We start from the raw sequence: 24,166 nt of genomic DNA, 5'->3' as shown, positions 1-24,166 counted from the left end.
ACTCCTGACTCCTGACTCCTGACTCCTGACTCCTGACTCCTGACTCCTGACTCCTAGTATTAAGAGACGGGCCAGGTGAATCGGAAGGTCGCTCCCTTGCCGATGTCCGATTCTAGCGCGATCGATCCGCCCTCGGTGTCGAGGATTTTCTGGACGATCGTCAGGCCGATCCCGGTACTTTCGGCGTTATCGACCGATTTGAGGGTTTGGAAAATGCCGAAAATCCGGTCGTGATGTTCCGGGGCGATGCCGGGCCCGTCGTCGCGGACGCTGAATTCGTAGCGATCGCCGAGATCCCGCGCGGAGATCTCGATATGTCCGTCGGGGCGATCGTGGTGTTTGATCGCGTTGCCGATCAGGTTGGCGAAAACTTGACGCAGGGGGAGCCGCTTGGTGAGAGGGGTGGGCATTGGGTCCGCGATGGTGATGGTGAAGGTCGGGGGAGGGGCGATCGAATCGATGATCTCGGCGAGGAGAGCGGCGATCGAGACTGGTTCGGTTTCCACCGTCCAACGGCCGACGCGGGAGTATTCTAACAGGCCATCGATCAGGTGGATCATACGCTGGACGCGGCCGCGCAGGAGTTCCATCTGGTATCGGCCGTCCTCGGTAAGTCGATCGGCCAGATCCTCCTCGATCCATTCCGAGAGGTTGGCGATCGCTCTCAGGGGGGCTTTGAGATCGTGGGAGACCGCGTAGACGAATCGATCGAGTTCCTGATTGCGTCGGGTTAGTCCCGCGGTCGCTTCCTCCAGGGAGGCGTTTAAGTCTTCCAGATCTTTGGCCTGTTGCTGGAGTCGCGATTCGGCGCGTTTGCGATCGGAGATATCCTGCACCACCCCGATCATTCCCGTGGGTTGTCCGGCGCTATCGTACCGCGCGCGTCCTTTCGCCGATACCCAACATTCGGCACCATCCCTCGGACGGATCACCCGATACTCGATATCGTAGTCACCCCGTTCGCGGATCGATCGCTCGACTCCCTCTTTCGCCCGCTCTCGATCGCCCTCGTACAGCAGTTGTCGGATCTCCGTCCAGGTCAGGTAGGGGCCGCCGGAAGGAATCCCGAAAATCTCGGCCGCGCGTTCGGAAAAAGTCACCGTATCGGTCGCCGCGTCCCAGTTCCAATAACCCATCCGAGCGGCGGATAGGGAGAGAGCTAAACTTTCCGCCGTCTCCCGCAAAACTTCCGCGGAGCGGACGCGTTCGGTAATATCCATGAAGGTGGCGACCGCGCCGACGATCTCGTTGTCGCCACCGCGTAGGGGGGCGGCGCTGGTGAGAATATCGTAATAACTGCCATCGGGGCGCGCCAGACGGGACTCGATCGATAGGGAAACCTCTCCCCGCAAGGCTTTATACAGGGCGTGATCCTCGATCGCGACGGGATTGCCCTCGGTATCGTAAGCGTTTCCCCAATCGGCGAGATCGAGATCGAGATCGATCGCTGACGGGTCGCGGCCGGCTAAGCGTCGCGCGGTGGCGTTGATAAAGGTGAGTTTCCCGGCGCGATCGCACACGATCACCGCGTCGGCGGCCTGTTTCAAAATCGTTTCCAGTAAAAGTCTCTGTTCCCGCAGGGCTGTCTCGGTGCGCTTTAACTCGCTCAAATCGATATAGAAGCTGAGGATTCGCGCGCCCGGTTCGGCCAGTCCATCGAGGAGAGCCGAACCGATCAGGACCGGGATACGATGACCGTCTTTATGAAGGTATTCCTTCTCGCGAGGCTGACAGACTCCGGTTTCGCGCAGTTCTTCGCGCGCTCGGCCGTTCGGTTCGAGGGGGGTAAGATCTTTCGGGAAAATCTGTCCCGCCTCTAACTCCTCGCGCGTGTAGCCGAGTAACCGCAAGAGCGCGTCGTTCGCGTCCAACAGACGACCGGTCGTATCGCTCACCGACACCCCGAACATATTCGCTTCCACTAGCCGCCGGAATTTGGCCTCGCTACGACGCAGGGCTGTTTCCGCTAACTCGCGCTCTTCTTCGAGGCGTTGCGCGACGGTGATATCCTGGGTGATGCCGATCGCGAGAATCGGCCGGCCTCTCGCGTCGTGTAGGGTCTGTCCCCGCGCCTGAAACCAACGCCGACCCTCCGGGTGGAGAACGCGAAATCGCACGTTCAGTTCCCCGGTTTCGATCGACTCGCGAACGACCCGATCGCTTTCGGCTCGATCGAGCGGCTCGACACACTGTAACCAAGTCTCGTAACTGGGGGAGGTGGTTTCCGGATCGAGTCCGTAGAGTAGGTAATATTCCTCTGACCAGACGCTTTTCCCGGTGACGAGATCCCAACTCCAAGCGCCCGCGCTCGCCGATTTCAAGGCTAACCGTAATAGGGATTCCCGTTCGCGGGCCGCCTGTTCCTGTTGGTGGCGTTCGGTGATATCCTCGGCGATCCCGGCGACGCGGAACACGCTACCGTCTTCTTCTTGAATCGCGAAACCGCGGTCGCGAATCCAGCGGATCGAGCCGTCGGGCCGGACGATGCGGTACTCCGCGGTTTGACTTCCCCGTTGTAAACAGTTTTCCGCGGCGGTTAGGACGATCGCGCGATCGTCGGGATGGATCGATTCCGACCAGAGATCGATATCTTCGAGTAATCGATCGGCCGAGCGTCCCCAGATCGATTCGTAGGCCGGACTCACGTATTGAACGTGTCGATGGGTGAAATCGGTGATCCAGAAAACATCGGGGATCGCTTCCGCCATGCGACGGAATTTTTCCTCGCTCGCTTGTAAGGCTTCCTCGACCTCTTTGCGTTCGGTGATGTCGCGAAAGAAGATGCCCATCCCGGTTTCCGAGGGATAGGCGTGAACTTCCAGCCACATAGAGAGGGGTTCGTAGAGAACCTCGAAATGGATGGGACGACCCTCGATCGCCGCCTGTCGATAGTTGCGTTCGACCACGGTTCCTACCGACCAGGGCCACATTTCCCAGTGGGTTTTGCCGACGATCTCCTCGACCGGCATATTATTCAATCTCGCCGTCTCCCGGTTGGCGTAGATGATGCGCCAATCGCGATCGAGGGTGATAAAGGCATCGGTCATCCGTTCCAGAATGGTCGTTAACCGTTCGTTGGTTTCCCGCAGTTGCCGTTCGATCCGTTCGCGCTCGGTGATATCGGTACTCACCCCGACCATCCCGATTATTTTGCCCGTATGATCGCGATAGGGCATTTTGATCGATAGATAGGTGCGTTCTTCCCCGTTTTCTCCCGTCACGTTTTCCTCGCACACGAGGATCTGTCCGGCCTCCAGAACGTGGCGATCGTTTTCCATGATGCGCTCGGCGTGTTCTCGATCGCCCAGGTACTCGATATCGGTTTTGCCGACGATTTCCGCCTCGGTTTTTTGCAGGAGACGCAGGGTAGCGGGGTTGACTTTCACGATCCGCCCCCGGCGATCTTTGGCAAAAACGAGGACGGCAGTATCCTTGTCGGTCGTGTCCAGAATAGCGTTACTGTCCCGTAGGGCGGCGAGGGGGTCTTGTCGATCGATCTCCCACAGCGAGAGGGTGACGGCGTGGGGAGGGGTTCCGGGAGAGGAGAAAAGGGGGCGCGCGTCGATCGACAGCCAGATTCGATCGCCGTTCGGTTTCGACAGGTTCAGGATCTCGTTCTCCCGCGGATTTCCGTCTTTTAGGGCTAATCGCGCCGGATGTTCCGCTCCGCTCGCGGGGGAACCGTCCTCGCGGGTGGCGCGCCAGGGCGGTACGAGATCTATCCAATCGGACATCCGCTCGCGGGAAATGCCGAGAATCGCTTCCGATACGGGATCGCAAGCGGGAACGCTCCCGTCTGCAAGCACGAGAATCGTACCGACGCGGGGAGGATCGATCGATACGGATGAATTTTCTCGTTCCTGACTGATTTTCGGAATGACCGGTCTCTCCCTCCGCGTTTTCATGGAATCGATCGAGCTTGATGATGATTACGAACTTTCCACGAGCGATCGATTTTTCTTTCCAGATCGCGTCCCGCGTGGCCCGCTCTAGTGCTTTTCTCTCTTGGCGGCCTATTTGTTACTGTAATCCTCGATCGGCGATCGATGAATCTATCTCGGGGGGGATACGGGAGGCAGGAGGCGGGAGACAGAAGGCAGGAGGTGAGGGTAAAGGGAAAAGGGGAAAGGTGAAGGGACTAAAAGGAATTTTTTCCCTTTTCCCGGGGCTTTTTTTCCAAAAAATTCCCCTATCTTCCCCATCCTCCCCATCTCCCGCTACCCTCGGGCCATCACCCAATTAACGAGGGTACGGACGGGAAAACCGGTCGCGCCGGCATTATTCACGCCTTTATCCTTGTCCGTCCACACGGGGCCGGCGATGTCGAGATGCGCCCAGGGAGTATCTTTGATGAACTGTTTCAGGAATAAAGCGGCGGTGATCGAGCCTCCGGGACGCGGGCCCGTATTTTTCATGTCGGCGATCTGCGATTTTAGTCCCTCGAAGTATTTTTCCTCCATCGGCATCGACCAGAATTTTTCCCCGGCCAGTTTCGCGGCGGTTTCTAGTTCGTTCGCGAGGGTGTCATCGTTGGCCCAGAGGCCGGCGATATCGTCCCCGAGAGCGATGACGCAGGCGCCGGTTAAGGTGGCCAGATCGACGATCGCGTCTACTTCCAGTTTTTCGGCGAAAACGAGCGCGTCAGCCAGGGTTAAGCGTCCCTCGGCATCGGTGTTATTAACCTCGATCGTCTTACCGTTGGAGGCGGTGAGAATATCGCCGGGGTGCATGGCGCGACCGCTGATCATGTTTTCCGTGGCCGCGCAGATAAAGTGTACCTCGACATCGGGTTTGAGCGCGGCGATCGCTTTAGCGGCTCCCAGCGTTGCCGCGCCGCCTCCCATATCCATTTTCATCGTCTCGATACCGCTTCCGACCCCTTTAATATTTAACCCCCCGGAATCGAAGGTTAAACTTTTGCCGACGATCGCCACTTTACTTTTCGGCGTTCCTTTGGGTTTATAGGTTATGTGGATGAATTTCGGGGGAAGTTCCGAGGCTTTGGCCACTCCTAGAAACGCTCCCATACCCAGATACTCGCAATCGTCTTTTTCCAGGATCTCGATCGAGAATCCCGCGTTCTCCGAGGCGATCCGATTGGCGACATCGGCCATCGCGATCGGCGTGACGGTATTGGCCGGCGCGTTGACGAGTTCGCGGGCGAGAATTACCCCCGAACAGATATGCTCGGCCGTGGCGATCGCGTTCGATTGTTCCCCGAATCCCAGTAACTCCACGCTTTCTAACTTCGTTCCCTTGTCTTCGGGATCGGATTTAAAGCGGGTGTCTTGATAGGCGGTAAGGATCAGTCCCTCGGCGATCGCTCCCGCGGAGGCCGCAACGTCCCCGGCGATCGGTAAACTAATCGCGAGGGTTTTACTTTTCTGGGATTTCGCGGCCCGGACGATCGAGGCGGCCGCTTCCCGGAGGGTCTGTAAGCTCAGATCGTCTTTTTTGCCCAAGCCGACGAGGATCAGTTTGCGGATCGGGCTGTTGCCACCGATGCGCGTGCTGGCACTACTGCCGGATTTTCCCTCGAATTCCGTCTCGGAGATCAGTTCTTGTAGGGTTCCGCCGATTTTCTCGTCGAGTTCCGCTAGATCTCCCGCGATCTCGGTCGAGCCTTCCGTTATCCCTAACGCTAAGGTGTCGCCCGTCCAAGCGAGGGGGGAGATGTCTGTCGATCGAATATCCATTCTGTCTCTTGCTCGCTGATTGAAGTGAAAAATTCTTGGATATAACCACTATAACGGTTCCAGTCCGGGGTTCCGTTGTTTTTCCGGCGAGGTGATGGGGAGATGGGGGGATGGGGAGATTTTTGGGGGAAAGGGGAAGGGGAAAAGGGAAAAGAGCTTTCTTAATCCTTTCACCTTTACCCTTTCACCTCCCTCACCTCCCCCATCTCCCTCACCTCCTCCATCCCCCTCACCTCCTGACTCCTGACTCCTGACTCCTGACTCCTCTCAAGAGGGGGGACTAATTTCTGTAATAATCTTATACAGCCGTTGTAAACCTTTTTAAAGATGCGGGTTTCCGCCTCTCGCCAGAAGCATAGATAGGTCTTTCTGACACGATCGGTTTACAAAAATTAACAATATAGACGTTGAACCATGAGTCAAATTTCAGGTACGCCAGATGTTCCCGATTTAGGTCGTCGCCAGTTCATGAACCTCCTGACCTTCGGGACGATCACCGGAGTGGCCGCGGGCGCGCTGTATCCCGTGGTTAAGTATTTTATTCCCCCGTCGGCCGGCGGGACGGGTGGCGGGGTCACGGCGAAAGATGCCCTCGGCGATGACGTGATCGTTAGCCAGTTTCTCGGGACGCACAACGCGGGCGATCGAGTGCTCGCGCAGGGACTCAAGGGCGATCCCACCTATCTCGTCGTGAAAGACGACAGAACCCTCGCCAACTACGGGATTAACGCCGTCTGCACTCACTTGGGTTGCGTGGTTCCCTGGAATGCCAGCGAGGAAAAATTCATGTGTCCCTGTCACGGTTCCCAGTACAACGCCGAGGGGAAAGTGGTTCGCGGTCCCGCGCCTTTATCCCTCGCGCTCGCCAACGCCACCGTGACCGAGAACGATAAAGTGGTCTTTACCCCGTGGACGGAAACCGATTTCCGCACCGGCGAAGATCCCTGGTGGGCGTAGAGTTATTGAATCGATCGAGATCGCAATTATTCAACCGATAGAGATGAGAACCTTCAATTTTAACCGTTTCCGTCAAATTAGTAGACAGGCGCTGGTGAAATCCGTCCTCGTGGCGATCGCCACGGTCTCGCTGTTTCTAGCCAGCGACGCGATTAAACCCCTTTCCGCCGCCGCCTATCCTTTCTGGGCGCAACAAACCGCCCCCGAAACCCCCCGCGAGGCTACCGGTCGTATCGTCTGCGCCAACTGCCACCTAGCCGCCAAACCCTCGGAAGTGGAGATCCCCCACTCGGTGACTCCCGATAGCGTGTTTGAAGCGGTGGTGAAAGTTCCCTACGATCTCAACAGTCAGCAAGTGTTAGGGGATGGCTCGAAAGGTGGATTGAACGTCGGCGCGGTGTTAATGCTTCCCGATGGCTTTAAAATCGCCCCTCCCGATCGCATTCCCGAAGAGATGAAAGAAAAAGTCGGCGGCCTGTATTTCCAATCCTACAAAGATGGACAGGATAACGTGGTCATCGTCGGGCCGTTACCCGGAGAACAATACCAAGAGATCGTTTTCCCCGTCCTCGCTCCCGACCCCGCGAAAGATAAAAACATTCATTTCGGGAAATACGCCGTTCATTTAGGCGCGAACCGCGGTCGCGGTCAGGTTTATCCCACCGGTGAATCGAGCAATAATAACGCGTTCAAAGCCTCCGTCGCGGGAACCATCAGCGCGATTAGTAAACCGGAAGCCGGGGGTTACGAGGTTTCGATCGATACCGCGAACGGTAGCGTTGTCGAGAAGATTCCCGCCGGTCCCGAGTTAATCGTTTCCGAGGGGCAAACCGTGGAAGTCGGACAGTTTTTAACCAGTAATCCCAACGTGGGCGGTTTCGGTCAGAAAGATACCGAGGTTGTCCTCCAAAATCCCGCCCGGATCAAGGGATTAGTTCTTTTCCTAGCCGGTATCATGCTGGCGCAGATCCTCCTCGTTATCAAGAAGAAACAGGTGGAACGCGTCCAAGCGGCGGAAATGAATTTCTAATTTTTCATCGTTCATGGTTTTGGGAAAGCGGGTGTTTTGCCCGCTTTTTTCTTGGCTTAGAATCGGGTGATGATGATAAAATGTTCGTAGAGAATGGGGAAAAAAGTCATGGCGGTCACTCCGAAATCGGAAAATTCGATCGATGAGCCTTTATTAGAGCGAGAGGGTACATCCTCCCTTTTTGACTCTTCTCAAGACAGTAAAGCGATTTTTCTACAACAGGCGGGCGCTTTCCGGGATGATAGTTCTCTGGTCAAGTTAAGAAACTCTATTTACCAAGCGAGAGGACGTTCGGAATCGATCGAACCGGGATACGATCTCGGAGGTGACGGGTGGCGATCGCTAGAGAAATCTGTATAATACTCCTAGGGGCGTGTTATGCGGAAAATTTACATATATCCTCTCCGTTGAGAGTGAGATACGGAAAAAATCCTTAAAAACACATCTATGGGGTTGTTATACAGAAAAAATCTGTATACTATATAGTTAGCTAGACATCGATTTTGAGCATCATGCTCTGCGAAAGCGAAGTGCGTAAGGAAATATATCAATAAGATTGGAAGGAGTCGGAAGCTTAGATTATGACGCAAGCAGAAAGCAAACTTACTAGGATCGGAGTTTTTTATGATGGTAATTTTTTCTTCCACGTCAGTAACTACTATCACTATTATCATGAGCGCCGTGCTCGAATAAGTGTTGCAGGTTTGCATGAATTTATTCGACATCAAGTTGCAGACTCTGAGAGTTCTGATGTCAAATATTCCCAGATAGTTGATGCTCATTATTTTCGGGGTCGTCCTCGCGCCCAAGATGCGGATCAACGAGGCTTACTCCTCAAAGAACGACTTTTTGATGATGTTTTGGTTAGGGAAGGAGTAGTAACCCATTACCTTCCACTTGGACCAGAGGGTGAGAAAGGGATAGATGTGTGGTTGGCACTTGAAGCCTATGAACTAGCAATTTATAAACGGTTTGATGTCAGTGTATTAATCGCGTGTGATGGAGATTTCCTTCCCCTTGTTCGTAAATTAAATACTATAGGTACGCGAGTCATGCTAATTGGTTGGGACTTTAAGTATACCGATTCTAACAATCAAGAACGTGAAACAAGAACCGCTCAAGTGTTACTTGATGAAGTAACTTACCCAGTCATGATGCATCAAGTGATCGATGATCGATCACGCCGTAATGACTCTCTCGTCAATAATTTGTTTGTGTCGTACAAAGAATTTAGAGAGGTCACAAATTTTGCCGCTTTAGGTTCATCGAAGACCAAAATAACATCTGAACAAGTGCTTGAAGGGACTATCAAAGATATTCGAGCAGGATTCGGTTTCATTAAACCTTCGTCAGGAAACCAAAATTTATTCTTTTATTATGGAGATGTTGTAAATGCAGATTTCAATGATTTAAAGGTTGGTGATAGAGTTCGTTACACGCTTGGTACCAATCAAAAAGGCATTTGTGCCGTAAATGTGGAAGTTATTGATAGCTAAGAATTCGAGTGCGGCGGATTGACTGAAGCCGCTCAGGTGGAATGCCAAGGTATCGGCAACCGCTGACCCAAACCGTTATAAGGATAGTTTGAGCGCCGATCTGGTAGGTCGCGTTGACCTCCCGATCCTTCGCTCGGGTATCGATTTCATATCCCCGAGGGTCACGAATCGGGGAAAAGCTCTTGAAGCCGGTCTTCGATCGCCTCGACTCGATCGGGGTAGTTGTAGAGTTTTAGCGGTAGAGTGGGCAAATCGCCCGCCTATTTTGCTGTCTAGGGATAGAATATCGTTATAACGTTTCAGTGGAACCTTTAATTAGTGCCTGTTTAGCCACTCGACAGAATTAGGGAAACTATGAGTCAGGAACCTGAAGCGACCGTCAATGACGACGAAATGAGACCTGAATATGATTTTTCAGGCGGAGTTCGTGGAAAATACTATGAAGCCTACACTCGATCGAATAACATCGTGCTTCGCCAATTCAGATTTGAATTGGCGAATCGTAATTTACGGACCGATCTCCACTCCCCGCACCTTGTCCACGGGTAAATTCAAAGCGCTCGCGATCTCTTCCACCGTCGCGTAAAGGGAACGGAAACTAATTTTTCCGCCATTTCTCCCTTTTTTCAAAATACTTGACAGCGAGATATATTTAAAGTATAGCGAAATATTCTTTCTGTTCTTGCAATGAAACGCCGTGATTTTTTACTCTTCAGCGCGATGGGAGCGATCGGGGCTTTCGCGGGAAGCCGATCGATCTCTTCCCGTCCGGTACGCGAACCCAACGCGATCTACAAAAGTCGGGATGGCTTATTAGAAATCAATTTAACCGCGGAATCCAAGCCGATTCAATGGGGAAATCAAACCGTTTATCCCTTAACCTATAACGGACAGATTCCCGGCCCGCGTTTAGAAGCGAAAGCCGGGGATACGGTCAGAATTCACTTTACCAATCGTCTCGACACTCCCACCAATCTCCACTATCACGGACTCCATATTCCCCCGTCCGGAAATGGCGATAATCCTTTCCTCCACGTTCCCCCCCGCGAGACGTTTACCTATCAATTCACCATCCCGAAAAATCATCCCTCGGGTACTTTTTGGTATCACCCGCACCACCATCACCATGTCGCGGAACAGATTTTCGGAGGATTGGCGGGATTATTCGTTATTCGCGGGGAATTGGATGAGATCGCGGAAATTAAACACGCGACCGAACAATTCGCGGTCTTGAAAGATTTCGGGTTCGATAATAACGGACAGATCCGATCGCCCTATCCTCCCGATTTCATGACGGGACGGGAGGGCGATATTCTCACCGTGAACGGGGAGATTAACCCGGTTTTTCGCGTTGCTAAAGGGGGATTACTACGTTTACGACTCCTCAACGCTTCCGCGTCCCGTTTCTACCGTCTCGCGCTCGAAGATCACCCTTTCTATCTGATCGCGACCGATGGCGGATCGATCGATCACCCGATCGAACTCGACGAAATTCTACTCACCCCCGGAGAACGAGCCGAGGTATTAATCCGGGGCGACCGAGAACCCGCGAATTATCGTCTGCTGGCTTTACCCTATAACCGGGAAGGGATGGGGATGATGGGAGGTGGAATGATGGGAGGCGGAATGATGGGAGGCGGAATGATGCGGGGTCGGGACGAGGGAACGCGAGTATTAGCGACCCTGACCTATCAAGGTTCCGTCTCCCCGATTCCCCTGCCGAAACAATTGATTCCCGTGGAAATATTAGGCGAACCGAACGCTTCTCGACAGATCGAATTTTCAAGCGGTATGGGAATGGGGATGGGAATGGGAATGATCTTCGCGTTTAACGGGGAAGTGTACGGGGAAGATCGGATCGATACGCGGGTGAAATTGAATACCGTCGAGGATTGGGAACTCGTCAATACGGACGCTCACCGCATGGATCACCCCTTCCACCTGCACGTTAACCGGTTTCAGGTAATCTCGCGCGACGGGAATCCGGAACCCTATCGCGCGTGGAAGGATACGGTTTTGGTGCGATCGGGCGAAACGGTACGAATCCGGATTCCCTTCCGCGATTTCGTCGGGAAAACGGTCTATCACTGCCATATTGCCGATCACGAGGATTTAGGCATGATGGGAACGATCGCCATCGTCTCACAGTAACGCCATTTCCCCGACCACTTCCAGACGGCTGTAACTGCCGAGTTTCAGGAACTTATCCGAAAGAGATTCGGCGACACTGGGAGAGATCCAGCCCAACTGTTTGAGAATCTGGAGGGCGGCGGCGTGTTTCGCTCTCTTGGAGCCGTCGAGGGCTTTAATCGCCAATCCTAGCCCCTGACCGACGCGACCGATACATTGAATCCCTTCCGCGCCGCCCTTGCTGACGATCTCGCCCTCGCTCACCTGCATCAGTTCGGTGTCGAACTCGCCCTCTCCCGCGACCATCCGGGGATGATAGGTCATCGCGCGGACGATGCGTTCGAGATCGAGGCTATTCCCGGAGGCTAACCGCGCGTACAGCCGCGCCATCTGTCCCAACTCCATCGAGTAGGTGGGCGCGCCGCAGTCATCGTGAGCGCTAATTAATTCATCGCCGGGTAAACCCAATAATTCGGATATCTGGCTTAAAATTAATTGCTGGATCGGGCTAGAGCGTCGTAGGTAAGTATTGAGCGGCCAGCCGCGCTGTTGACAGACCGCCAACATTCCCGCGTGTTTTCCCGAACAGTTGTACTGGAGACGACTGCCCTTATCTTCGGGAAGGGGACATTGTAGGGCCCCCGGATCGATATCGGCGCGCCAGAGAATATTGAAAACCTGACGGGCGTGTTCGACGGTTCCGCGGTGGGAACTACAGATGATGGCGAGGTCTTTATCGGTGAGGTCGTAGCGTTCCAGGGTTCCGGTACTGGTGACGGCGATCGCTTGAAAGGGTTTGAGCGCGGAACGGATAAAGGCGGTCGTTTCGGCGCTTCCGGCGGTCGAGAGAATCCGTCCCCGATCGTCGGAGATAGTCGCTTCAACGTGGTGAACGGATTCGGTGAGACCTTCGCGGAGGAGATGGATTTCTAGGCGATGGGTTGGTGTGCGTTTTACCCTAGTCATTGAGATTCGATCGAGATTAACGGGTGAAAAGTAGCCATAAAATGCCGCTAGTGAAGACGATCAGCCCTAAAACCAGAGCCGTTTTCTTCAGGCGAGTCAGGATCGGCTCGATCTGGTAGGAAACGATCAGGCGATCGCGCGTCAGGACCGCCGGCGTTTTCGTCCAAATTTGACCATCATACCATCCGGATTCTTCGTAAAAAATCTTCTCCGATCGCAGGCGATCGTGAATGTAGATCCAGCCGAGATACAGCCGCAGTAAAACCAGACCGACCGCCAGCGTTACCCCGAAAACGCCCGAAAAAAGAAAGGGCCAAAACGCTTTCCGGAGCGGGAAACTGGCGGCCGCGATCGGCCCGACGAGCGCCCACGACCACAGCCACAACCAGGCGAGTTTTTTCAGGTACGCGGTTCGATCGAGGGTCGCCCAGCGAAAAAACCACGATTCTTTTAACTCTTCGTACTCGTTGACCGGTTGTTGTTCTTCGGGAACGGGGCAGAACTCGACGGAGGATTTCATAAAGCGTTACTCTCCACGGCGATCGGTGGGCGAGGGGAGACGTTCCGCGTGTCCCCAGAAGGCTTCCAGATTATAAAACTCGCGTTCTTTCGGTAGGAAGATATGCACGATCGCGTCGCCGAAGTCTTGCAGTATCCAGCTTCCCTCGGCCTTGCCCTCCACCCGGCGCGGCACCCGGTCACACTCTAGCTCGACGGCGGCCTCGATCGAATCGGCGATCGCCCGTACCTGGGTCGTGGAATAGCCGGTGACGATAATAAAATAATCGGCCAGGTAGGAAATATCGGCTACTTTCAAAATGGTGATATCTCCGGCTTTGCGATCGTCGGCGGCGTTCGCGATCGTCTGTACCAATTTATCGAGGTTCGGGTCGGGGGTGGTTCGGGTCGGGGTTTCGGTAGTTTCGATCATGCAAATTTCTCTAGTGATGGGTAAAGGATAGTCGATCGGGCGATGGCTTCATGCTAATCAATCGATCGGGTCTCGGCCGGTTTGCCTTTAACAATTTGTAACGCCCAGTTGCGGGTGAGAACGGTACGGGGATGGATCGGGCAAGCGCTGTTGAGTAAATATTTTAAAGAATGGTCGGAAGTTTGTTGGACGCATTTATACAGATCCTGAAAACCTAACTGACGCAGGGCGTTTAATTCGGGAGTGTCGCCACGGCCGGGTTCGAGCGCGTCGGCCACGAAAACGACACAACTGAGCGCGCTCATTCCCGGCCGACCGAGGGTATGATTCCGGATCGCGTCGAGGATTTCTTCGTCGGTGATGCCGAATTCCTCGCGGGCGACGACAGCGCTCACATCAGCGTGGAGGAGATGGGGATGTTCCGCGCAGATCTCGTCGATCTCGATGCCGGCCGATTCCGCCATCGCCAGTAATTTTTTCGGTTTGAAAAATTTGGCGAGATCGTGTAAAAGTCCCGCCTGTCCGGCTTTGACGGGATCGAGATCGTGATGGCGCGCCAGTTCCACGCTCGTACTCTCGACCCCGAGAATATGTTGCAAACGATGCTCGTTGACGTTTTCCCGTAACCAAGCGATCGCGCGCTCTCGCATCCCGTGCCTCCCTTATGCTATTCGAGAATCCTTGTATTGATTACTATAAACGGTAAATCGTCGGAATGGCCGGGGCGGACAGGGCGGGGCGGGGAGATCGAGCGACGGGAAAAAATCGATCCCCCGGAAGTTTTCCCCGGATCGATCGGGGTTTTCAACAGGTTCGATCGGCCCGATCGACCGTTAGAAAAGAATCGGGAAATCGATCGGCAATTGTTTTCCACAGGCGGGAGATCGATCGATAGCTTCCCGGCACCGCGAACGGCTTGTCGGGTCGGATCGGTTTTCTTATAATTGTATGGTTTGTTCGTTGTCTAGTCCGTTCGATCGGGGTGTTTTACCGTACCTTAATTGCGCCTTAAACCTTACTTTAGATAGATGTCCCATGAATCGTTCGCGTAGAATTCTCCCCCGAAGTACCGAAGAACGACTGAAATCGATCGCGCGAGTTCAGGGAATCCGTTTACCCGAAGCGATCGATCCCGAACGCGAAACGCGTTGGACGGAAGAACGGATTCCAGAGATTATCACCACGTTAAAACCTTTCGCCAAACGGGTTCCCGCGATCGCGTCGTTAATCTGGGAGCTGAACGATTACCGACAATACGGCGATGAATCCTGACGCTCTCCGGGAACCGTCGATCGAAATCCAAGAGATCCAGCCTATTCATCATTATCCGGTAAACTTTCCATTTCCTCAGCAATTAACTCCTGAAAATCTTCTCCGCGATGAACCTGTAAGTGAATCGCCGAGGTTAAAAGTTCGGCGAGAATTCGTGCTTTTTGTCGGGAAGTAATATCGGGCAATTGGAGTTGATTGATAAAAATATTAACATTACTACATTCTTCCGAAAATTCCGAGAGCAGATTACTTAATGTTTTATTTTGAATGGGTAAAGTATGTTCTTTTAACTGCATGATTCACTAGAGAGTGTATAGTCTTTCGGTGATTTTTCTTTCCCGTAAGACGATCGTACTATCTCATTCTACTCGATCGAACCGGTCACGGGGAATCGCGAGGGCGATCGCGCGTTTCTATCGAAAAGGAGCGGGAAGACATCAGTTTTTCAAGATCCAATCGCTCGAAGAAAGCTTTCGATAACTTTCGACTCAATTTTTTCGTAACTTTTTTCGTGACTTTTTTGGCGATTTTCTTGGCTAATTTTTTTTGTTTTCCCATAGACGGCCGTTTTTCCGTTCTAATTAATACCGGACGGGGGGACGCGAGCGATTTACCCCCGCCGCGATCGCCGTACCGTTATAGATTACCAATACCACGTCAGGGATTGCCCGCGCCACCCCGGAACCGTTCGCGAAAGAAATCGATACATCGGCCCGATCGAATTATTCAGTCCGTTAACAACGAAAAGTACGGTAAGCTTAAAAAGTTCGTCTACCGCGAACGATCGAGAAACGCGGTAAGGTTTTCGCTTCTAACCCTAGATAGTCGTTTTTTTCTTGGGAATTCTCTATAAAGGATAGGAAAAATCGAAGCGATCGATCTCGCGCCGTCTCCCGAGGGATGACGGATATTCGTGTCGCGAGATCGATCGATTCCCCACTCACGCTCCCGATCGCCATGCCCGATATTTATATTCTCGATCTATTCGTTATCGGATTCTTACTATTTGCCGTCACGCTCGGTTCGGGCTGGATCGTCCGCTTACCCCTGTCTTTCGCGATCATCTATCTAGTGGTGGGAATTCTTCTCGGCCCCTCTAACCTCGGATTGATCCGACCGCGTGACGCGGGTATTTTTAACGCGGAAGTGTTGGAGAGATGGACGGAATTAGTGGTGATTATCTCCGTTTTTAGTTGTGGTTTGCGGATCGTTCATCCCCTGCGATTGCGGATCTGGACGATCACCGGTCGGTTACTCGTTTTTTTAATGCCGATCTCGATCTTCGGGCTGGCCTTGGTGGGAAAACTCTTTTTAAATATGAACTGGGGAGAGGCGATTTTATTGGGCGCGATTCTAGCGCCGACCGATCCGGTTCTCGCTTCGGAAGTGCAGATTACCGATCTCGAAGATCGCGATGAATTGCGTTTCGGGTTAACTTCCGAGGGGGGATTAAACGACGCGCTCGCGTTTCCGTTCGTTTACTTCGGATTGTACGCGATTAAAGATGATAACTGGAACCATTGGTTACGTTCCTGGTTATTCGTCGATGTCTTCTGGGCGATCGCGATGGGGATCGTTATGGGGATTGTCGTTCCGAAAGGTTTAGTTTGGCTCGATCGACACGTTCAGAAACGCCGTCGCGCCGATGAATTGATGGAGGATTTTATCGCTCTAAGCATCATTTTTATCACCTACACGACCACGGAAATCGTGAACGGTTACGGCTTTCTCGCGGTGTTCGTGGCGGGATTGGTGGTGCAACGAAGTTATCACTCGATCGAGCGTCCCCTCGCGCAGTTAAAATTCATCGAACGCCTCGAAAAATTACTAGAAATCGCCACGATCTTGTTCTTGGGTTCGATCTTACTCCTGAAACCCATGCTCGCCTACGCGAGTCAATCTCTATTGGTTATCTTACTATTATTTTTCATCATCCGTCCGGTGGGAACTTGGATTAGCACCTTCGGTCGTATTTCTTCCCCCCCGAACCTTCATCGTCTCCATCCCGTCACCCGTTTACTATTCGGTTGGTTCGGGATTCGCGGACTCGGTTCTCTATACTATCTCGCCTACGCTTTCGGCCACGGTTTAAAAGATAAGGCGGGGGAAAAGATCGCCTGGATCGTTTACACTACCATTGTCGTTTCCGTGATCGTTCACGGGATAAGTTCCACCCCGTTAATGACCTGGTACGAGCGCCATATCGGTCAACGGAATCGAAAACTAGAACGAACGACGATCGATGAATTCGAGTAGACGCGAACGGGAGAAAGTTTATCGAAAAAGTGGCTAGTTATTCCAGAAATCCGAGAGAATCACTAACCACTTTTTTTTTAAAACGCTCGTTATTCTTCGCGAATTTCTCGGGCGAGAAAAAGAAAGTATCGGGGCGATCGAGCGAGCGTTTATCGACGTTTCCGTAACGAGACCCCACCTAACGCGCCGACGGCTAGAATACCCAGCACTGTAGCCGGTTCGGGAACCTGAGTTAGAGAGAAATTAACAAAAGTACCGAGTTCATTCGGAAGGCTGAAGTTCGGACTGAAGGTGTTATCCGCCCGTAGCGTGAACGAGGAATAGGAGGGTAAAGGAAGACTAGAACCTAAAGCCTGACCGGTTTCCTCGCTGATATAGAAAAGATTGTAAACTTCCTGCCCGATACTGTACGCGAACCCTCCTAAATTCACGAAAGGAAAGTTCGGATAAATGAGATTATCGAAAGAGCCTCCCGCCGCGCGCCAACGATCGCCATCCGCGGAAATTACCGGCACGATCCCGTCGATCGGAACCCCGTTCCTAGTTCCCGTGATCCCCGTGATCAGATAGGTATTCGGAGTCGGAGTGCCGTTAAAATCGGGATTGGTTCCTAACGGATCGGTCGTGAGAATTCCACTGACATTGATACCCGGCCCGGTATAGGAAAAAGCGAATCGCGCGGCGTGGGCCGGTAATGAACCGAGAGCGATCGAACCGATCGTCCCGAGCGACACGCACAGGTTCCGAAGGTTATTCATCGATGTATCCTTATCAAGGTTTTATACCTATAAAGTATTTCATATAATTCAATAGTTGGCAAAACTTCTTAAGCCATCTTAAGGATTTTTAAGAAAATATTAAAATTCGGCGATGTATCGAATTCGTATTGTTATTATGGGCTTCTCCCTTTTAATAAGTCTGTTTTCCGTCGATCCGTTCCATCGGCGGAGTATCGTTCGCCTTTCTCCGGGCGACGAGATTCACGGTCAGAACGATCGCTCTGAAACGCCCGTTTATACCCCTCGCTATCGGTGATAACAGCGAATATTTCCCCTTTCAATCCCCCGATCGATCGCCCCGTTCGGATAGAGAGACCGAGGATTTTCCGCCCGTCTCGCTCTACCCGGAGGGGGAAATCGAGCGCTCGCCGCCCCGATCGCCCCGTTCCCTTCGTTATCATCAGAATTAGGGACTCATCATAAGGTTAGGAACGCGCCATGACCGATCTCAAAAATGACCTAGCGGACTCGTTACAACAAGCTCGGGACTCGGGAAAACTACACACCGATAACCTGCGGGAAATCGTTAGCTCCGCGGTCTCGCGGGCGGCCGGGGAAGTGAAGGAGGGATCGGACGAGATAACATCGATCGCCCGTACCGCCCTCACCACCGTTACCGAGGTTTTCCAGGAACGGGGAACGGAAGTTCAAGAGGAGATCCGCGCCTCGATCGAGGGAATTATTCGGGGCATCCGCGAGCGAAAACGCGGGCAGATCGCCGGCACCCGCGACGAGATCGGACGATTGCAGGAACAACTCGACCGCGAGGAGAGCGCGATCCACCGGGAGATCGATACCGTTCTCGACGACTTACAAAAGACCGCGACCGATTCCCCGAACGGAAAATCGGCGATCGATTCGATTATTCGCGACCTGAAAGATCGCGAGGAAGTGGCGTTATTACAACAACAGTACGCGCGTTTACAATCGCGGTTGGAGATCGTGCGGGCGAATCTGGCCCAACGCTACGGAGCGGGAAGCGAGGAGGTGAAAAAACATCTCGACGAGGCGAAACGGTGGTACGAGAGAGCGAGAGAGCATCCGGAAATTCTCACCGAACCGATCCAACAAAAACATCGGGAATTTGAAGAGAAAATGGCGAACGCGGGAACCTCGATCGCTCGCGAGGAACGGAAAATCAAACAACAGTTACGGGAGCTACTGAACTCGATCGAGGCGTTATTCGATCGGGGAAAAAGCGATCGATAATTCTCTTTCTCCCCGGAGGATTTTACGCGTTCGCGTTCTCCCCTTGTTTGGTCACGATCCAAACGGCGTGAATGATGCCGGGAACGTAGCCGAGCAGAGTTAGGAGAATATTAATAATGAACGCGGAACTGATCCCCGTCGTGAGAAACACGCCCGCGGGCGGCAAAATTACGGCGAGAATTAATCGGAGTAACATTGTTTATCCCCCATTTTTTTGTAATCTTAATTCTATATTAAGTCTTTTCTAAAAAATTTACCATAAAATAAAAGTGGGTTAAAAAAAATTAAGGAGAAATTTATGATCGGTGTCGCTTTAAGTATTTTAGCCACGGCCCTGAGTTTATTGGTGGTGGATATTATTTTCCCCGGAGTCCGTATCGATAGCTTCTTGGCGGCGATTATCGCGGGGGTGGTCATCGGGGCGATTAACGGGGCCGTGAAACCGGTTCTTTCCCTGCTCTCCCTGCCGATCACGTTCTTGACGCTGGGGGGATTCCTCCTCGTGATCAATGGCTTCTGCTTCTGGTTGGCTTCTATCCTCGTTCCCGGTTTCGTGGTGAAAGGGTTGATCGCGTTCCTCGGCGCGCCGGTCGTCCTGTCCCTCGTTAACACCTTCCTCAACAAGTATTTCGCGGAGAAATACCCCACCGAATCCCCGGCGATAACCGGAACCCGCAATCCGGAGTTAAAAGGTTAGGATCGATCTCGATCGAACAAAAATTCCCCAACCCCTCTTCTTTCTAGGAGAGGGGTTTTTCGCGAAAACGCTCCGTTCACTGAATCCTCTTGACCGAAGCCGATCGCTAATCATCCAATTCCACACCCGCCATTAATTCTTCATCTTCAGCCGCCATCTCTTCCGTATAGGCTTCTAGTTCTTCCTCGGGGTTTAAGAAAGCCTGTTCCATTAAAAAATCCAGATATAAACTCAATATCAGTTCATCTCTCATCATTTTCCCTTTCTGGCGGTTGTGTTGATCGATCGCCCGCCCATCTTTCTACTGTAACCCTCGATCGTTCCCATTAAATTCGCTCGATCGCCAACATAAAAAAGCCCCTCTCCTAACTAGAAGAAGGGTTTTTCGGTGAGATATGGCTATAACTTAACGAACCTTGGGACCGAGACCGACTTTCGCGGCGTAGACGGCCCGATCGCCCAGTTCGTCCTCGATGCGGAGGAGACGATTGTATTTCGCGACCCGCTCGCTCCGGCTGAGGGAACCGGTCTTGATCTGGCCCGCGTTGGTGGCGACCGCGAGATCGGCGATCGTCGTGTCTTCCGTTTCCCCGGAGCGGTGGCTGATCACGGAACGATAGCCGTTACGGGTGGCGAGGGAGATCGTTTGTAGGGTTTCCGTCAGCGTGCCGATCTGGTTGAGTTTGATGAGGATGGCGTTACCGATCCCCAGATCGATCGACTTCTGCAAGCGGACGGGATTCGTCACCATCAGATCGTCGCCCACCAGTTGAATTCTCGAACCCAGTTTATCGGTAAGCAGTTTCCAGGTATCCCAATCCTCCTCGTGTAAACCGTCCTCGATCGACACGATCGGGTAGGCATCCACCAAACCGGCCAGAAAATCCACCATTTCCGCGGGGGAGTGCGGAGAACCATCGTACACGTATTGACCGTTCTTATAGAACTCGCTGGCCGCCACGTCCATCGCCAGGGCCACCTGTTCCCCGGGTTTGTAGCCCGCGCGCTCGATCGACTCGATCAACAGATCCAGCGCCTCCTTATTCGAGCCGAGGTTCGGCGCGTAACCGCCCTCGTCGCCCACGCCGGTCAGTAACTTGCGTTCGTGAAGCGCTTTCCCGAGCGAGGCGAACACTTCCGCGCCCCAGCGTAAACCCTCTTTAAAAGATTCCGCGCCGATGGGGACGATCATGAACTCCTGGAAATCCACGTTATTATCGGCGTGCGCGCCCCCGTTGATCACGTTCATCATCGGGACGGGGAGAACATTGGCCAGGGGCCCGCCGAGATAGCGGTAGAGAGGTAGACCCAGATCGGCGGCGGCCGCTTTCGCCGTGGCTAGAGAAACCGCCAGAATCGCGTTCGCGCCCAATTCCCGTTTATTGGAAGTCCCGTCGCGATCGATCATCGCGAGATCGATCCCCTCCTGATCGAACGCGTCGCGATCGAGTAATTCGGGGGCGATTTTTTCCTCGACGTTGCGAACCGCTTTGAGAACGCCCTTACCGCCGTAGCGACGGGGATCGTCGTCCCGTAACTCGTGGGCCTCGAAAGTTCCGGTCGAGGCCCCGCTCGGAACCTGAGCGACTCCCAGCGCGCCGGATTCTAAGAGAACTTCCGCCTCGACGGTGGGACGGCCGCGGGAGTCCAGGATCTCCCGGGCGGCGATCGCTTCGATGAGGGCTTGGGGTTTATCTAACATAACTTGTCGTCTCCAAACATAACGCGCGGGATAGTTTGTAACCGTACTTTAATCATTTAGGGGGAAATCCACGTTCACGATCCCTTTGCGATCGTCGAACACGAGGATCGCGGTATCGGTACGGTTTTCAAATTGAATCGTCACCAGCACCAGATCCACCCCGTCCGTATCCGAACCTTTTCTGACCTGCGTTCCGACGATCCGCTCGAAAGGCCCGGTTTTTTTGAGCAAACTTTCCCAACCGGTTTGTACCCGTGTGGGAAAAACCTCCGTTTTCAAAAGGGGACTGAGCAGGCCGCGGGCGGTGGCGTAGTCTTTTTTCGCCATACTCTCGATGAAATCGCGGCCGAGCCGATCGATATCGCGAAATTCGGGAAAATCGGCGGCGATCACCTGATCGGAGTTGTTAAACGTCAGGATCACGTCCCCAGTATATTTCTCGAATTCGACCGTAACGATGACCAATTTGGCGTTAACCGCGTCGATCGTCTTAGCCTTGCCGATTTTCTTGACCGGGCCGGTATAGTCGATCACCTGGCTTTCCCAGTTCTGTTGGATTTTTTCGGCGCTCCAGAGGGGTTGTAACTGGGGGGCGAGGGCCGATCGAGCCTTGGCGAAGTCTTTCGCGCCCAACCAGCCGACAATTTCTTTCGCCCGCGCTTCCAGACTCGCCGGGTTCGCCTGGGCGTGAAGCGGGAAATGGTTGTGGGCCTTCACCGGGGCGATCGTCGGGAAACCGAGGGAAACCGGGAGACCGAGGGCGCACAGGGAGAGAATCGCTACCCGTCTGGCGGGAAAAAGCCGTATCGTCATTAATTTATTACTCCTCAATCGGATCAACTGTAGAGACGTGACGGGATCGTTTCTCTCATTGTTCATCGACTCGCTCGATCGATTTGACGATTAAAACCACCGAGGAACGCGCCCGCGCCAGATAGGTATATCCCTCGATCGGCACCGTTCCGTCGAGCGGGCAAACCGCCTCCGATAACGGTAGGGCGGTATCGATCGCCCGGTGCCAGCGTTCCCCCTTCCCCAACGGGGGCAACTCGAAAAGTAACGGTTCCCAATACGCGTTGAGTAGGACGTGTAGGTACTCGTTGTTCTTCGGGTTGCGGACGGAAAACGCCAGACTGCGCGAATCCTCCGACCAATCGGGTTTGCTCAAACGCGTACCGTGCCAACTCAGATGGGGTTCGAGACTGGTATAGGCGACCTCTAGAAGTTTTTCCTGCCGGAAGAGTTCTAATCGCTTATTAAAGTCGATCAGTCTCCGGACGAAGCACCAGAGATCGGCTTGTTTATCCACCGCGCTCCAATCAAACCAACTGAGTTCGTTATTTTGGCAGTAGGCGTTGTTGTTGCCCTTTTGCGTGCGGCGAACCTCGTCCCCCATCAGTAGCATAGGCGTTCCCTGGGACAGAAAGAGAATCGTTAATAGATTTTTTATCTGTTGCTGTCGGAGGAGTTCGATCGCCGGGTTCCGCGTTTCCCCCTCGAACCCGCAATTCCAACTGAAATTATCGTTGGTTCCGTCCCGATTGGCCTCGCCGTTAGCCTCGTTATGTTTCCGGTTATAGGAAACGAGATCGTTCAGGGTGAAACCGTCGTGGCAGGTGACGAAATTGATACTCCGATTCACGTCCGTATCCGGGCGCTTGTAGATGTCGGGACTGCCCAAGATCCGGGCGGCGATCTTGGCAACCATCCCCGTATCGCCGCGGACGAAAGCCCGCACATCGTCGCGGAAGGGGCCGTTCCATTCCGAGAACCAATCGGCGTACTCGATAAACTGCCCGACGCTATACAGTCCGGCCGCGTCCCACGCTTCGGCGATCAGTTTCGTCCCCGCGAGTACCGGATCGGATTCGATCGCCCAGATCACGTTATAACCCTCCGTTCGGATCGGTTCGCCGTTGGGACTGCGCCACAACGCGGCCGCGAGGTCGAACCGGAAGCCATCGACGTGCATTTCCGACACCCAATAATGCAGACAATCGAGGATTAATTTACCGACAATGGGATGATTTCCCTTTAAGGTATTGCCACAGCCGCTATAGTTGATGTAGTTCTCTTTATCGGCATCCAAGATGTAATAGGTCTTGTTATCGATGCCGCGGAAGGAGAGGGTCGGCCCGCGTTCGTCGCCCTCGGCGGTATGGTTGAATACCACGTCGAGAATGACCTCGATCCCCGCTTTGTGTAGGGCTTTCACCATGTCGCGGAATTCGTTGAGGGGGCCGGCGGGCGATCGATCGCTACTGTACTCGTAATAGGGCGCGAAAAAGCCGATCGTGCTGTAGCCCCAGTAATTGGTTAGCCCCGGCATGGCATCCGCGGGATCGAAGTAGTGAACCGGCAATAGTTCGACCGCGGTAACGCCCAATTCCTGTAGATAGGGGATTTTCTCGATCAATCCCGCGAAAGTTCCCCGTTTTTCGGTGGGAAGTTCCGAATTCCGGTTGCGGGTAAAGCCGCCGACGTGCATCTCGTAGATGATGCTGGAAGAGTAGGGCGTTTTCGGGGGGGTGTCGTCCTCCCAGTCGTAGGTTCCCGTATCGACCACCACGCCGCGCAGACAGCGATCGACATTATCGCCCGGTTCGATCGCCGCGGTTCGATCGTAGATCTCGTGACCGACGATCGCTTTCGCGTAGGGGTCGAGAACGACTTTCTCGGGGTTGAAGCGGTGTCCCCGTTCGGGAGCGTTCGGCCCGTGAACCCTGTAGGCGTATACCTGCCCCTCGCCGATCCAGGGTACGAAAATGTGCCAATAAAAGAAAGTTCGATTATATTTCGGATCTAGCGTCAGAATTCGGGACGGTTTCGGCGCGTTCGGTTCGTCGAAAAGTAACAGTTCGATTTTGGTCGCGTGTTTGGAAAAAAGGCAGAAATTCACGCCGTCGGGGTATACCGTCGCCCCCACGGGATAACTTTTGCCCTGTTCCGTGTGTGTGGTCATAGAAAAATGGTGAGATGGAAAAGGGAGGGAGCGGGGAAACGCGATTCGGGGTTTCCCCGTCCCCGCGATCTCTATTGTCTCTC

23 protein-coding genes are annotated in these 24,166 nt (G+C 53.5%); 9 read left to right on the top strand and 14 right to left on the bottom strand.

The window, feature by feature from the left end:
- Nucleotides 1-59 precede the first annotated feature (59 nt).
- Both V0288_RS19225 and V0288_RS19220 read right to left on the bottom strand, forming a co-directional pair.
- Nucleotides 60-3,905, bottom strand: coding sequence for a PAS domain-containing sensor histidine kinase (locus tag V0288_RS19225; RefSeq protein WP_332866779.1), 3,846 nt, complete (start codon nucleotides 3,903-3,905; stop codon nucleotides 60-62).
- Nucleotides 3,906-4,217: 312 nt separating this feature from the next.
- Entirely contained in the window at nucleotides 4,218-5,696 is a 1,479-nt protein-coding gene (locus tag V0288_RS19220) for a leucyl aminopeptidase (RefSeq protein WP_332866778.1), read from the bottom strand.
- A 414-nt stretch (nucleotides 5,697-6,110) separates the two neighbouring features.
- Here V0288_RS19220 and petC point away from each other — a divergent pair, with 414 nt between their 5' ends.
- The 4 genes from petC to V0288_RS19200 all read left to right on the top strand — a co-directional run bounded on the left by petC (nucleotide 6,111) and on the right by V0288_RS19200 (nucleotide 9,179).
- A complete protein-coding gene (petC, locus tag V0288_RS19215) occupies nucleotides 6,111-6,653 on the top strand; it encodes a cytochrome b6-f complex iron-sulfur subunit (protein ID WP_332866777.1) in 543 nt (180 codons plus the stop codon).
- Between the two features lie 43 nt (nucleotides 6,654-6,696).
- The gene (petA, locus tag V0288_RS19210; protein WP_332866776.1) at nucleotides 6,697-7,683 is read left to right on the top strand and encodes a cytochrome f; all 987 of its coding nucleotides are present in this window, start codon (nucleotides 6,697-6,699) and stop codon (nucleotides 7,681-7,683) included.
- A gap of 108 nt (nucleotides 7,684-7,791) precedes the next feature.
- Nucleotides 7,792-8,043: a hypothetical protein gene (locus tag V0288_RS19205; RefSeq protein ID WP_332866775.1), complete on the top strand. Its 252-nt coding sequence runs from the start codon at nucleotides 7,792-7,794 to the stop codon at nucleotides 8,041-8,043.
- Between the two features lie 221 nt (nucleotides 8,044-8,264).
- Nucleotides 8,265-9,179, top strand: coding sequence for an NYN domain-containing protein (locus tag V0288_RS19200; RefSeq protein WP_332866774.1), 915 nt, complete (start codon nucleotides 8,265-8,267; stop codon nucleotides 9,177-9,179).
- A gap of 507 nt (nucleotides 9,180-9,686) precedes the next feature.
- Here the strand turns inward: V0288_RS19200 and V0288_RS19195 are convergent.
- Nucleotides 9,687-9,809, bottom strand: coding sequence for a hypothetical protein (locus tag V0288_RS19195; RefSeq protein WP_332866773.1), 123 nt, complete (start codon nucleotides 9,807-9,809; stop codon nucleotides 9,687-9,689).
- 57 nt (nucleotides 9,810-9,866) lie between these two features.
- Here V0288_RS19195 and V0288_RS19190 point away from each other — a divergent pair, with 57 nt between their 5' ends.
- Nucleotides 9,867-11,330 carry a multicopper oxidase family protein gene (locus tag V0288_RS19190; RefSeq protein WP_332866772.1) on the top strand — a complete coding sequence of 488 codons (1,464 nt, stop codon included), beginning with the start codon at nucleotides 9,867-9,869 and terminating at the stop codon, nucleotides 11,328-11,330.
- Here V0288_RS19190 and V0288_RS19185 read toward each other — a convergent pair.
- The 4 genes from V0288_RS19185 to yqeK are packed head-to-tail and all read right to left on the bottom strand — an operon-like array spanning nucleotide 11,322 to nucleotide 13,856.
- Entirely contained in the window at nucleotides 11,322-12,275 is a 954-nt protein-coding gene (locus V0288_RS19185) for an asparaginase (protein ID WP_332866771.1), read from the bottom strand. The two genes, V0288_RS19190 and V0288_RS19185, sit on opposite strands and share 9 nt — an antisense overlap.
- Nucleotides 12,276-12,291: 16 nt before the next feature.
- Nucleotides 12,292-12,795 carry a CGLD27 family protein gene (locus tag V0288_RS19180; protein ID WP_332866770.1) on the bottom strand — a complete coding sequence of 168 codons (504 nt, stop codon included), beginning with the start codon at nucleotides 12,793-12,795 and terminating at the stop codon, nucleotides 12,292-12,294.
- Between the two features lie 6 nt (nucleotides 12,796-12,801).
- Nucleotides 12,802-13,206: a ribosome silencing factor gene (rsfS, locus tag V0288_RS19175; protein ID WP_332866769.1), complete on the bottom strand. Its 405-nt coding sequence runs from the start codon at nucleotides 13,204-13,206 to the stop codon at nucleotides 12,802-12,804.
- Between the two features lie 53 nt (nucleotides 13,207-13,259).
- A complete protein-coding gene (gene yqeK / locus V0288_RS19170) occupies nucleotides 13,260-13,856 on the bottom strand; it encodes a bis(5'-nucleosyl)-tetraphosphatase (symmetrical) YqeK (protein ID WP_332866768.1) in 597 nt (198 codons plus the stop codon).
- 385 nt (nucleotides 13,857-14,241) lie between these two features.
- On the opposite strand from yqeK, the gene V0288_RS19165 reads away from it, so the two are divergent.
- Entirely contained in the window at nucleotides 14,242-14,478 is a 237-nt protein-coding gene (locus V0288_RS19165) for a hypothetical protein (protein WP_332866767.1), read from the top strand.
- Between the two features lie 41 nt (nucleotides 14,479-14,519).
- Here V0288_RS19165 and V0288_RS19160 read toward each other — a convergent pair whose 3' ends face one another.
- On the bottom strand, nucleotides 14,520-14,774 hold the full coding sequence (locus V0288_RS19160; RefSeq protein WP_332866766.1) for a hypothetical protein: 255 nt from the start codon (nucleotides 14,772-14,774) through the stop codon (nucleotides 14,520-14,522).
- Between the two features lie 604 nt (nucleotides 14,775-15,378).
- Here V0288_RS19160 and V0288_RS19155 point away from each other — a divergent pair.
- Nucleotides 15,379-16,734, top strand: coding sequence for a cation:proton antiporter (locus tag V0288_RS19155; RefSeq protein WP_332866765.1), 1,356 nt, complete (start codon nucleotides 15,379-15,381; stop codon nucleotides 16,732-16,734).
- Between the two features lie 149 nt (nucleotides 16,735-16,883).
- Here V0288_RS19155 and V0288_RS19150 read toward each other — a convergent pair whose 3' ends face one another.
- A complete protein-coding gene (locus V0288_RS19150; RefSeq protein WP_332866764.1) occupies nucleotides 16,884-17,492 on the bottom strand; it encodes a PEP-CTERM sorting domain-containing protein in 609 nt (202 codons plus the stop codon).
- A gap of 459 nt (nucleotides 17,493-17,951) precedes the next feature.
- On the opposite strand from V0288_RS19150, the gene V0288_RS19145 reads away from it, so the two are divergent.
- Complete coding sequence (locus V0288_RS19145) at nucleotides 17,952-18,722, top strand: hypothetical protein (RefSeq protein ID WP_332866763.1); 771 nt, start codon at nucleotides 17,952-17,954, stop codon at nucleotides 18,720-18,722.
- A 22-nt stretch (nucleotides 18,723-18,744) separates the two neighbouring features.
- Here V0288_RS19145 and V0288_RS19140 read toward each other — a convergent pair whose 3' ends face one another.
- A complete protein-coding gene (locus tag V0288_RS19140; RefSeq protein ID WP_332866762.1) occupies nucleotides 18,745-18,918 on the bottom strand; it encodes a YqaE/Pmp3 family membrane protein in 174 nt (57 codons plus the stop codon).
- Nucleotides 18,919-19,020: 102 nt separating this feature from the next.
- Here V0288_RS19140 and V0288_RS19135 point away from each other — a divergent pair, with 102 nt between their 5' ends.
- Nucleotides 19,021-19,419: a phage holin family protein gene (locus V0288_RS19135; RefSeq protein ID WP_332866761.1), complete on the top strand. Its 399-nt coding sequence runs from the start codon at nucleotides 19,021-19,023 to the stop codon at nucleotides 19,417-19,419.
- A gap of 106 nt (nucleotides 19,420-19,525) precedes the next feature.
- Here the strand turns inward: V0288_RS19135 and V0288_RS19130 are convergent, their stop codons facing one another.
- The 4 genes from V0288_RS19130 to glgX all read right to left on the bottom strand — a co-directional run bounded on the left by V0288_RS19130 (nucleotide 19,526) and on the right by glgX (nucleotide 24,083).
- Nucleotides 19,526-19,675: a hypothetical protein gene (locus V0288_RS19130; protein ID WP_332866760.1), complete on the bottom strand. Its 150-nt coding sequence runs from the start codon at nucleotides 19,673-19,675 to the stop codon at nucleotides 19,526-19,528.
- Between the two features lie 150 nt (nucleotides 19,676-19,825).
- Complete coding sequence (eno, locus tag V0288_RS19125; RefSeq protein WP_332866759.1) at nucleotides 19,826-21,121, bottom strand: phosphopyruvate hydratase; 1,296 nt, start codon at nucleotides 21,119-21,121, stop codon at nucleotides 19,826-19,828.
- Nucleotides 21,122-21,169: 48 nt separating this feature from the next.
- On the bottom strand, nucleotides 21,170-22,000 hold the full coding sequence (locus V0288_RS19120) for a DUF3887 domain-containing protein (RefSeq protein WP_332866758.1): 831 nt from the start codon (nucleotides 21,998-22,000) through the stop codon (nucleotides 21,170-21,172).
- The gene (gene glgX / locus V0288_RS19115; RefSeq protein ID WP_332866757.1) at nucleotides 21,990-24,083 is read right to left on the bottom strand and encodes a glycogen debranching protein GlgX; all 2,094 of its coding nucleotides are present in this window, start codon (nucleotides 24,081-24,083) and stop codon (nucleotides 21,990-21,992) included. Before glgX ends, V0288_RS19120 begins: the two co-directional genes overlap by 11 nt.
- Nucleotides 24,084-24,166: the final 83 nt, after the last annotated feature.

The sequence above is a fragment of the Pannus brasiliensis CCIBt3594 genome (assembly GCF_036688125.1).
Taxonomy (GTDB): domain Bacteria; phylum Cyanobacteriota; class Cyanobacteriia; order Cyanobacteriales; family Microcystaceae; genus Pannus; species Pannus brasiliensis.
This window is presented reverse-complemented; position numbering and strand designations above follow the sequence as displayed.

Excerpts from the sequence above, each read along its gene's own strand:
- V0288_RS19120 (WP_332866758.1), bottom strand. The coding sequence starts at position 22,000 with ATGAACAATGAGAGAAACGATCCCGTCACGTCTCTACAGTTGATCCGA.
- V0288_RS19200 (WP_332866774.1), top strand. The coding sequence starts at position 8,265 with ATGACGCAAGCAGAAAGCAAACTTACTAGGATCGGAGTTTTTTATGAT.
- V0288_RS19165 (WP_332866767.1), top strand. The coding sequence starts at position 14,242 with ATGAATCGTTCGCGTAGAATTCTCCCCCGAAGTACCGAAGAACGACTG.
- V0288_RS19220 (WP_332866778.1), bottom strand. The coding sequence starts at position 5,696 with ATGGATATTCGATCGACAGACATCTCCCCCCTCGCTTGGACGGGCGAC.
- V0288_RS19150 (WP_332866764.1), bottom strand. The coding sequence starts at position 17,492 with ATGAATAACCTTCGGAACCTGTGCGTGTCGCTCGGGACGATCGGTTCG.
- V0288_RS19190 (WP_332866772.1), top strand. The coding sequence starts at position 9,867 with ATGAAACGCCGTGATTTTTTACTCTTCAGCGCGATGGGAGCGATCGGG.
- V0288_RS19205 (WP_332866775.1), top strand. The coding sequence starts at position 7,792 with ATGGCGGTCACTCCGAAATCGGAAAATTCGATCGATGAGCCTTTATTA.
- V0288_RS19140 (WP_332866762.1), bottom strand. The coding sequence starts at position 18,918 with ATGTTACTCCGATTAATTCTCGCCGTAATTTTGCCGCCCGCGGGCGTG.
- petC (WP_332866777.1), top strand. The coding sequence starts at position 6,111 with ATGAGTCAAATTTCAGGTACGCCAGATGTTCCCGATTTAGGTCGTCGC.
- yqeK (WP_332866768.1), bottom strand. The coding sequence starts at position 13,856 with ATGCGAGAGCGCGCGATCGCTTGGTTACGGGAAAACGTCAACGAGCAT.
- V0288_RS19225 (WP_332866779.1), bottom strand. The coding sequence starts at position 3,905 with ATGAAAACGCGGAGGGAGAGACCGGTCATTCCGAAAATCAGTCAGGAA.
- V0288_RS19180 (WP_332866770.1), bottom strand. The coding sequence starts at position 12,795 with ATGAAATCCTCCGTCGAGTTCTGCCCCGTTCCCGAAGAACAACAACCG.
- V0288_RS19130 (WP_332866760.1), bottom strand. The coding sequence starts at position 19,675 with ATGATGAGAGATGAACTGATATTGAGTTTATATCTGGATTTTTTAATG.
- glgX (WP_332866757.1), bottom strand. The coding sequence starts at position 24,083 with ATGACCACACACACGGAACAGGGCAAAAGTTATCCCGTGGGGGCGACG.
- V0288_RS19160 (WP_332866766.1), bottom strand. The coding sequence starts at position 14,774 with ATGCAGTTAAAAGAACATACTTTACCCATTCAAAATAAAACATTAAGT.
- V0288_RS19155 (WP_332866765.1), top strand. The coding sequence starts at position 15,379 with ATGACGGATATTCGTGTCGCGAGATCGATCGATTCCCCACTCACGCTC.
- V0288_RS19135 (WP_332866761.1), top strand. The coding sequence starts at position 19,021 with ATGATCGGTGTCGCTTTAAGTATTTTAGCCACGGCCCTGAGTTTATTG.
- V0288_RS19185 (WP_332866771.1), bottom strand. The coding sequence starts at position 12,275 with ATGACTAGGGTAAAACGCACACCAACCCATCGCCTAGAAATCCATCTC.
- V0288_RS19145 (WP_332866763.1), top strand. The coding sequence starts at position 17,952 with ATGACCGATCTCAAAAATGACCTAGCGGACTCGTTACAACAAGCTCGG.
- petA (WP_332866776.1), top strand. The coding sequence starts at position 6,697 with ATGAGAACCTTCAATTTTAACCGTTTCCGTCAAATTAGTAGACAGGCG.
- eno (WP_332866759.1), bottom strand. The coding sequence starts at position 21,121 with ATGTTAGATAAACCCCAAGCCCTCATCGAAGCGATCGCCGCCCGGGAG.
- rsfS (WP_332866769.1), bottom strand. The coding sequence starts at position 13,206 with ATGATCGAAACTACCGAAACCCCGACCCGAACCACCCCCGACCCGAAC.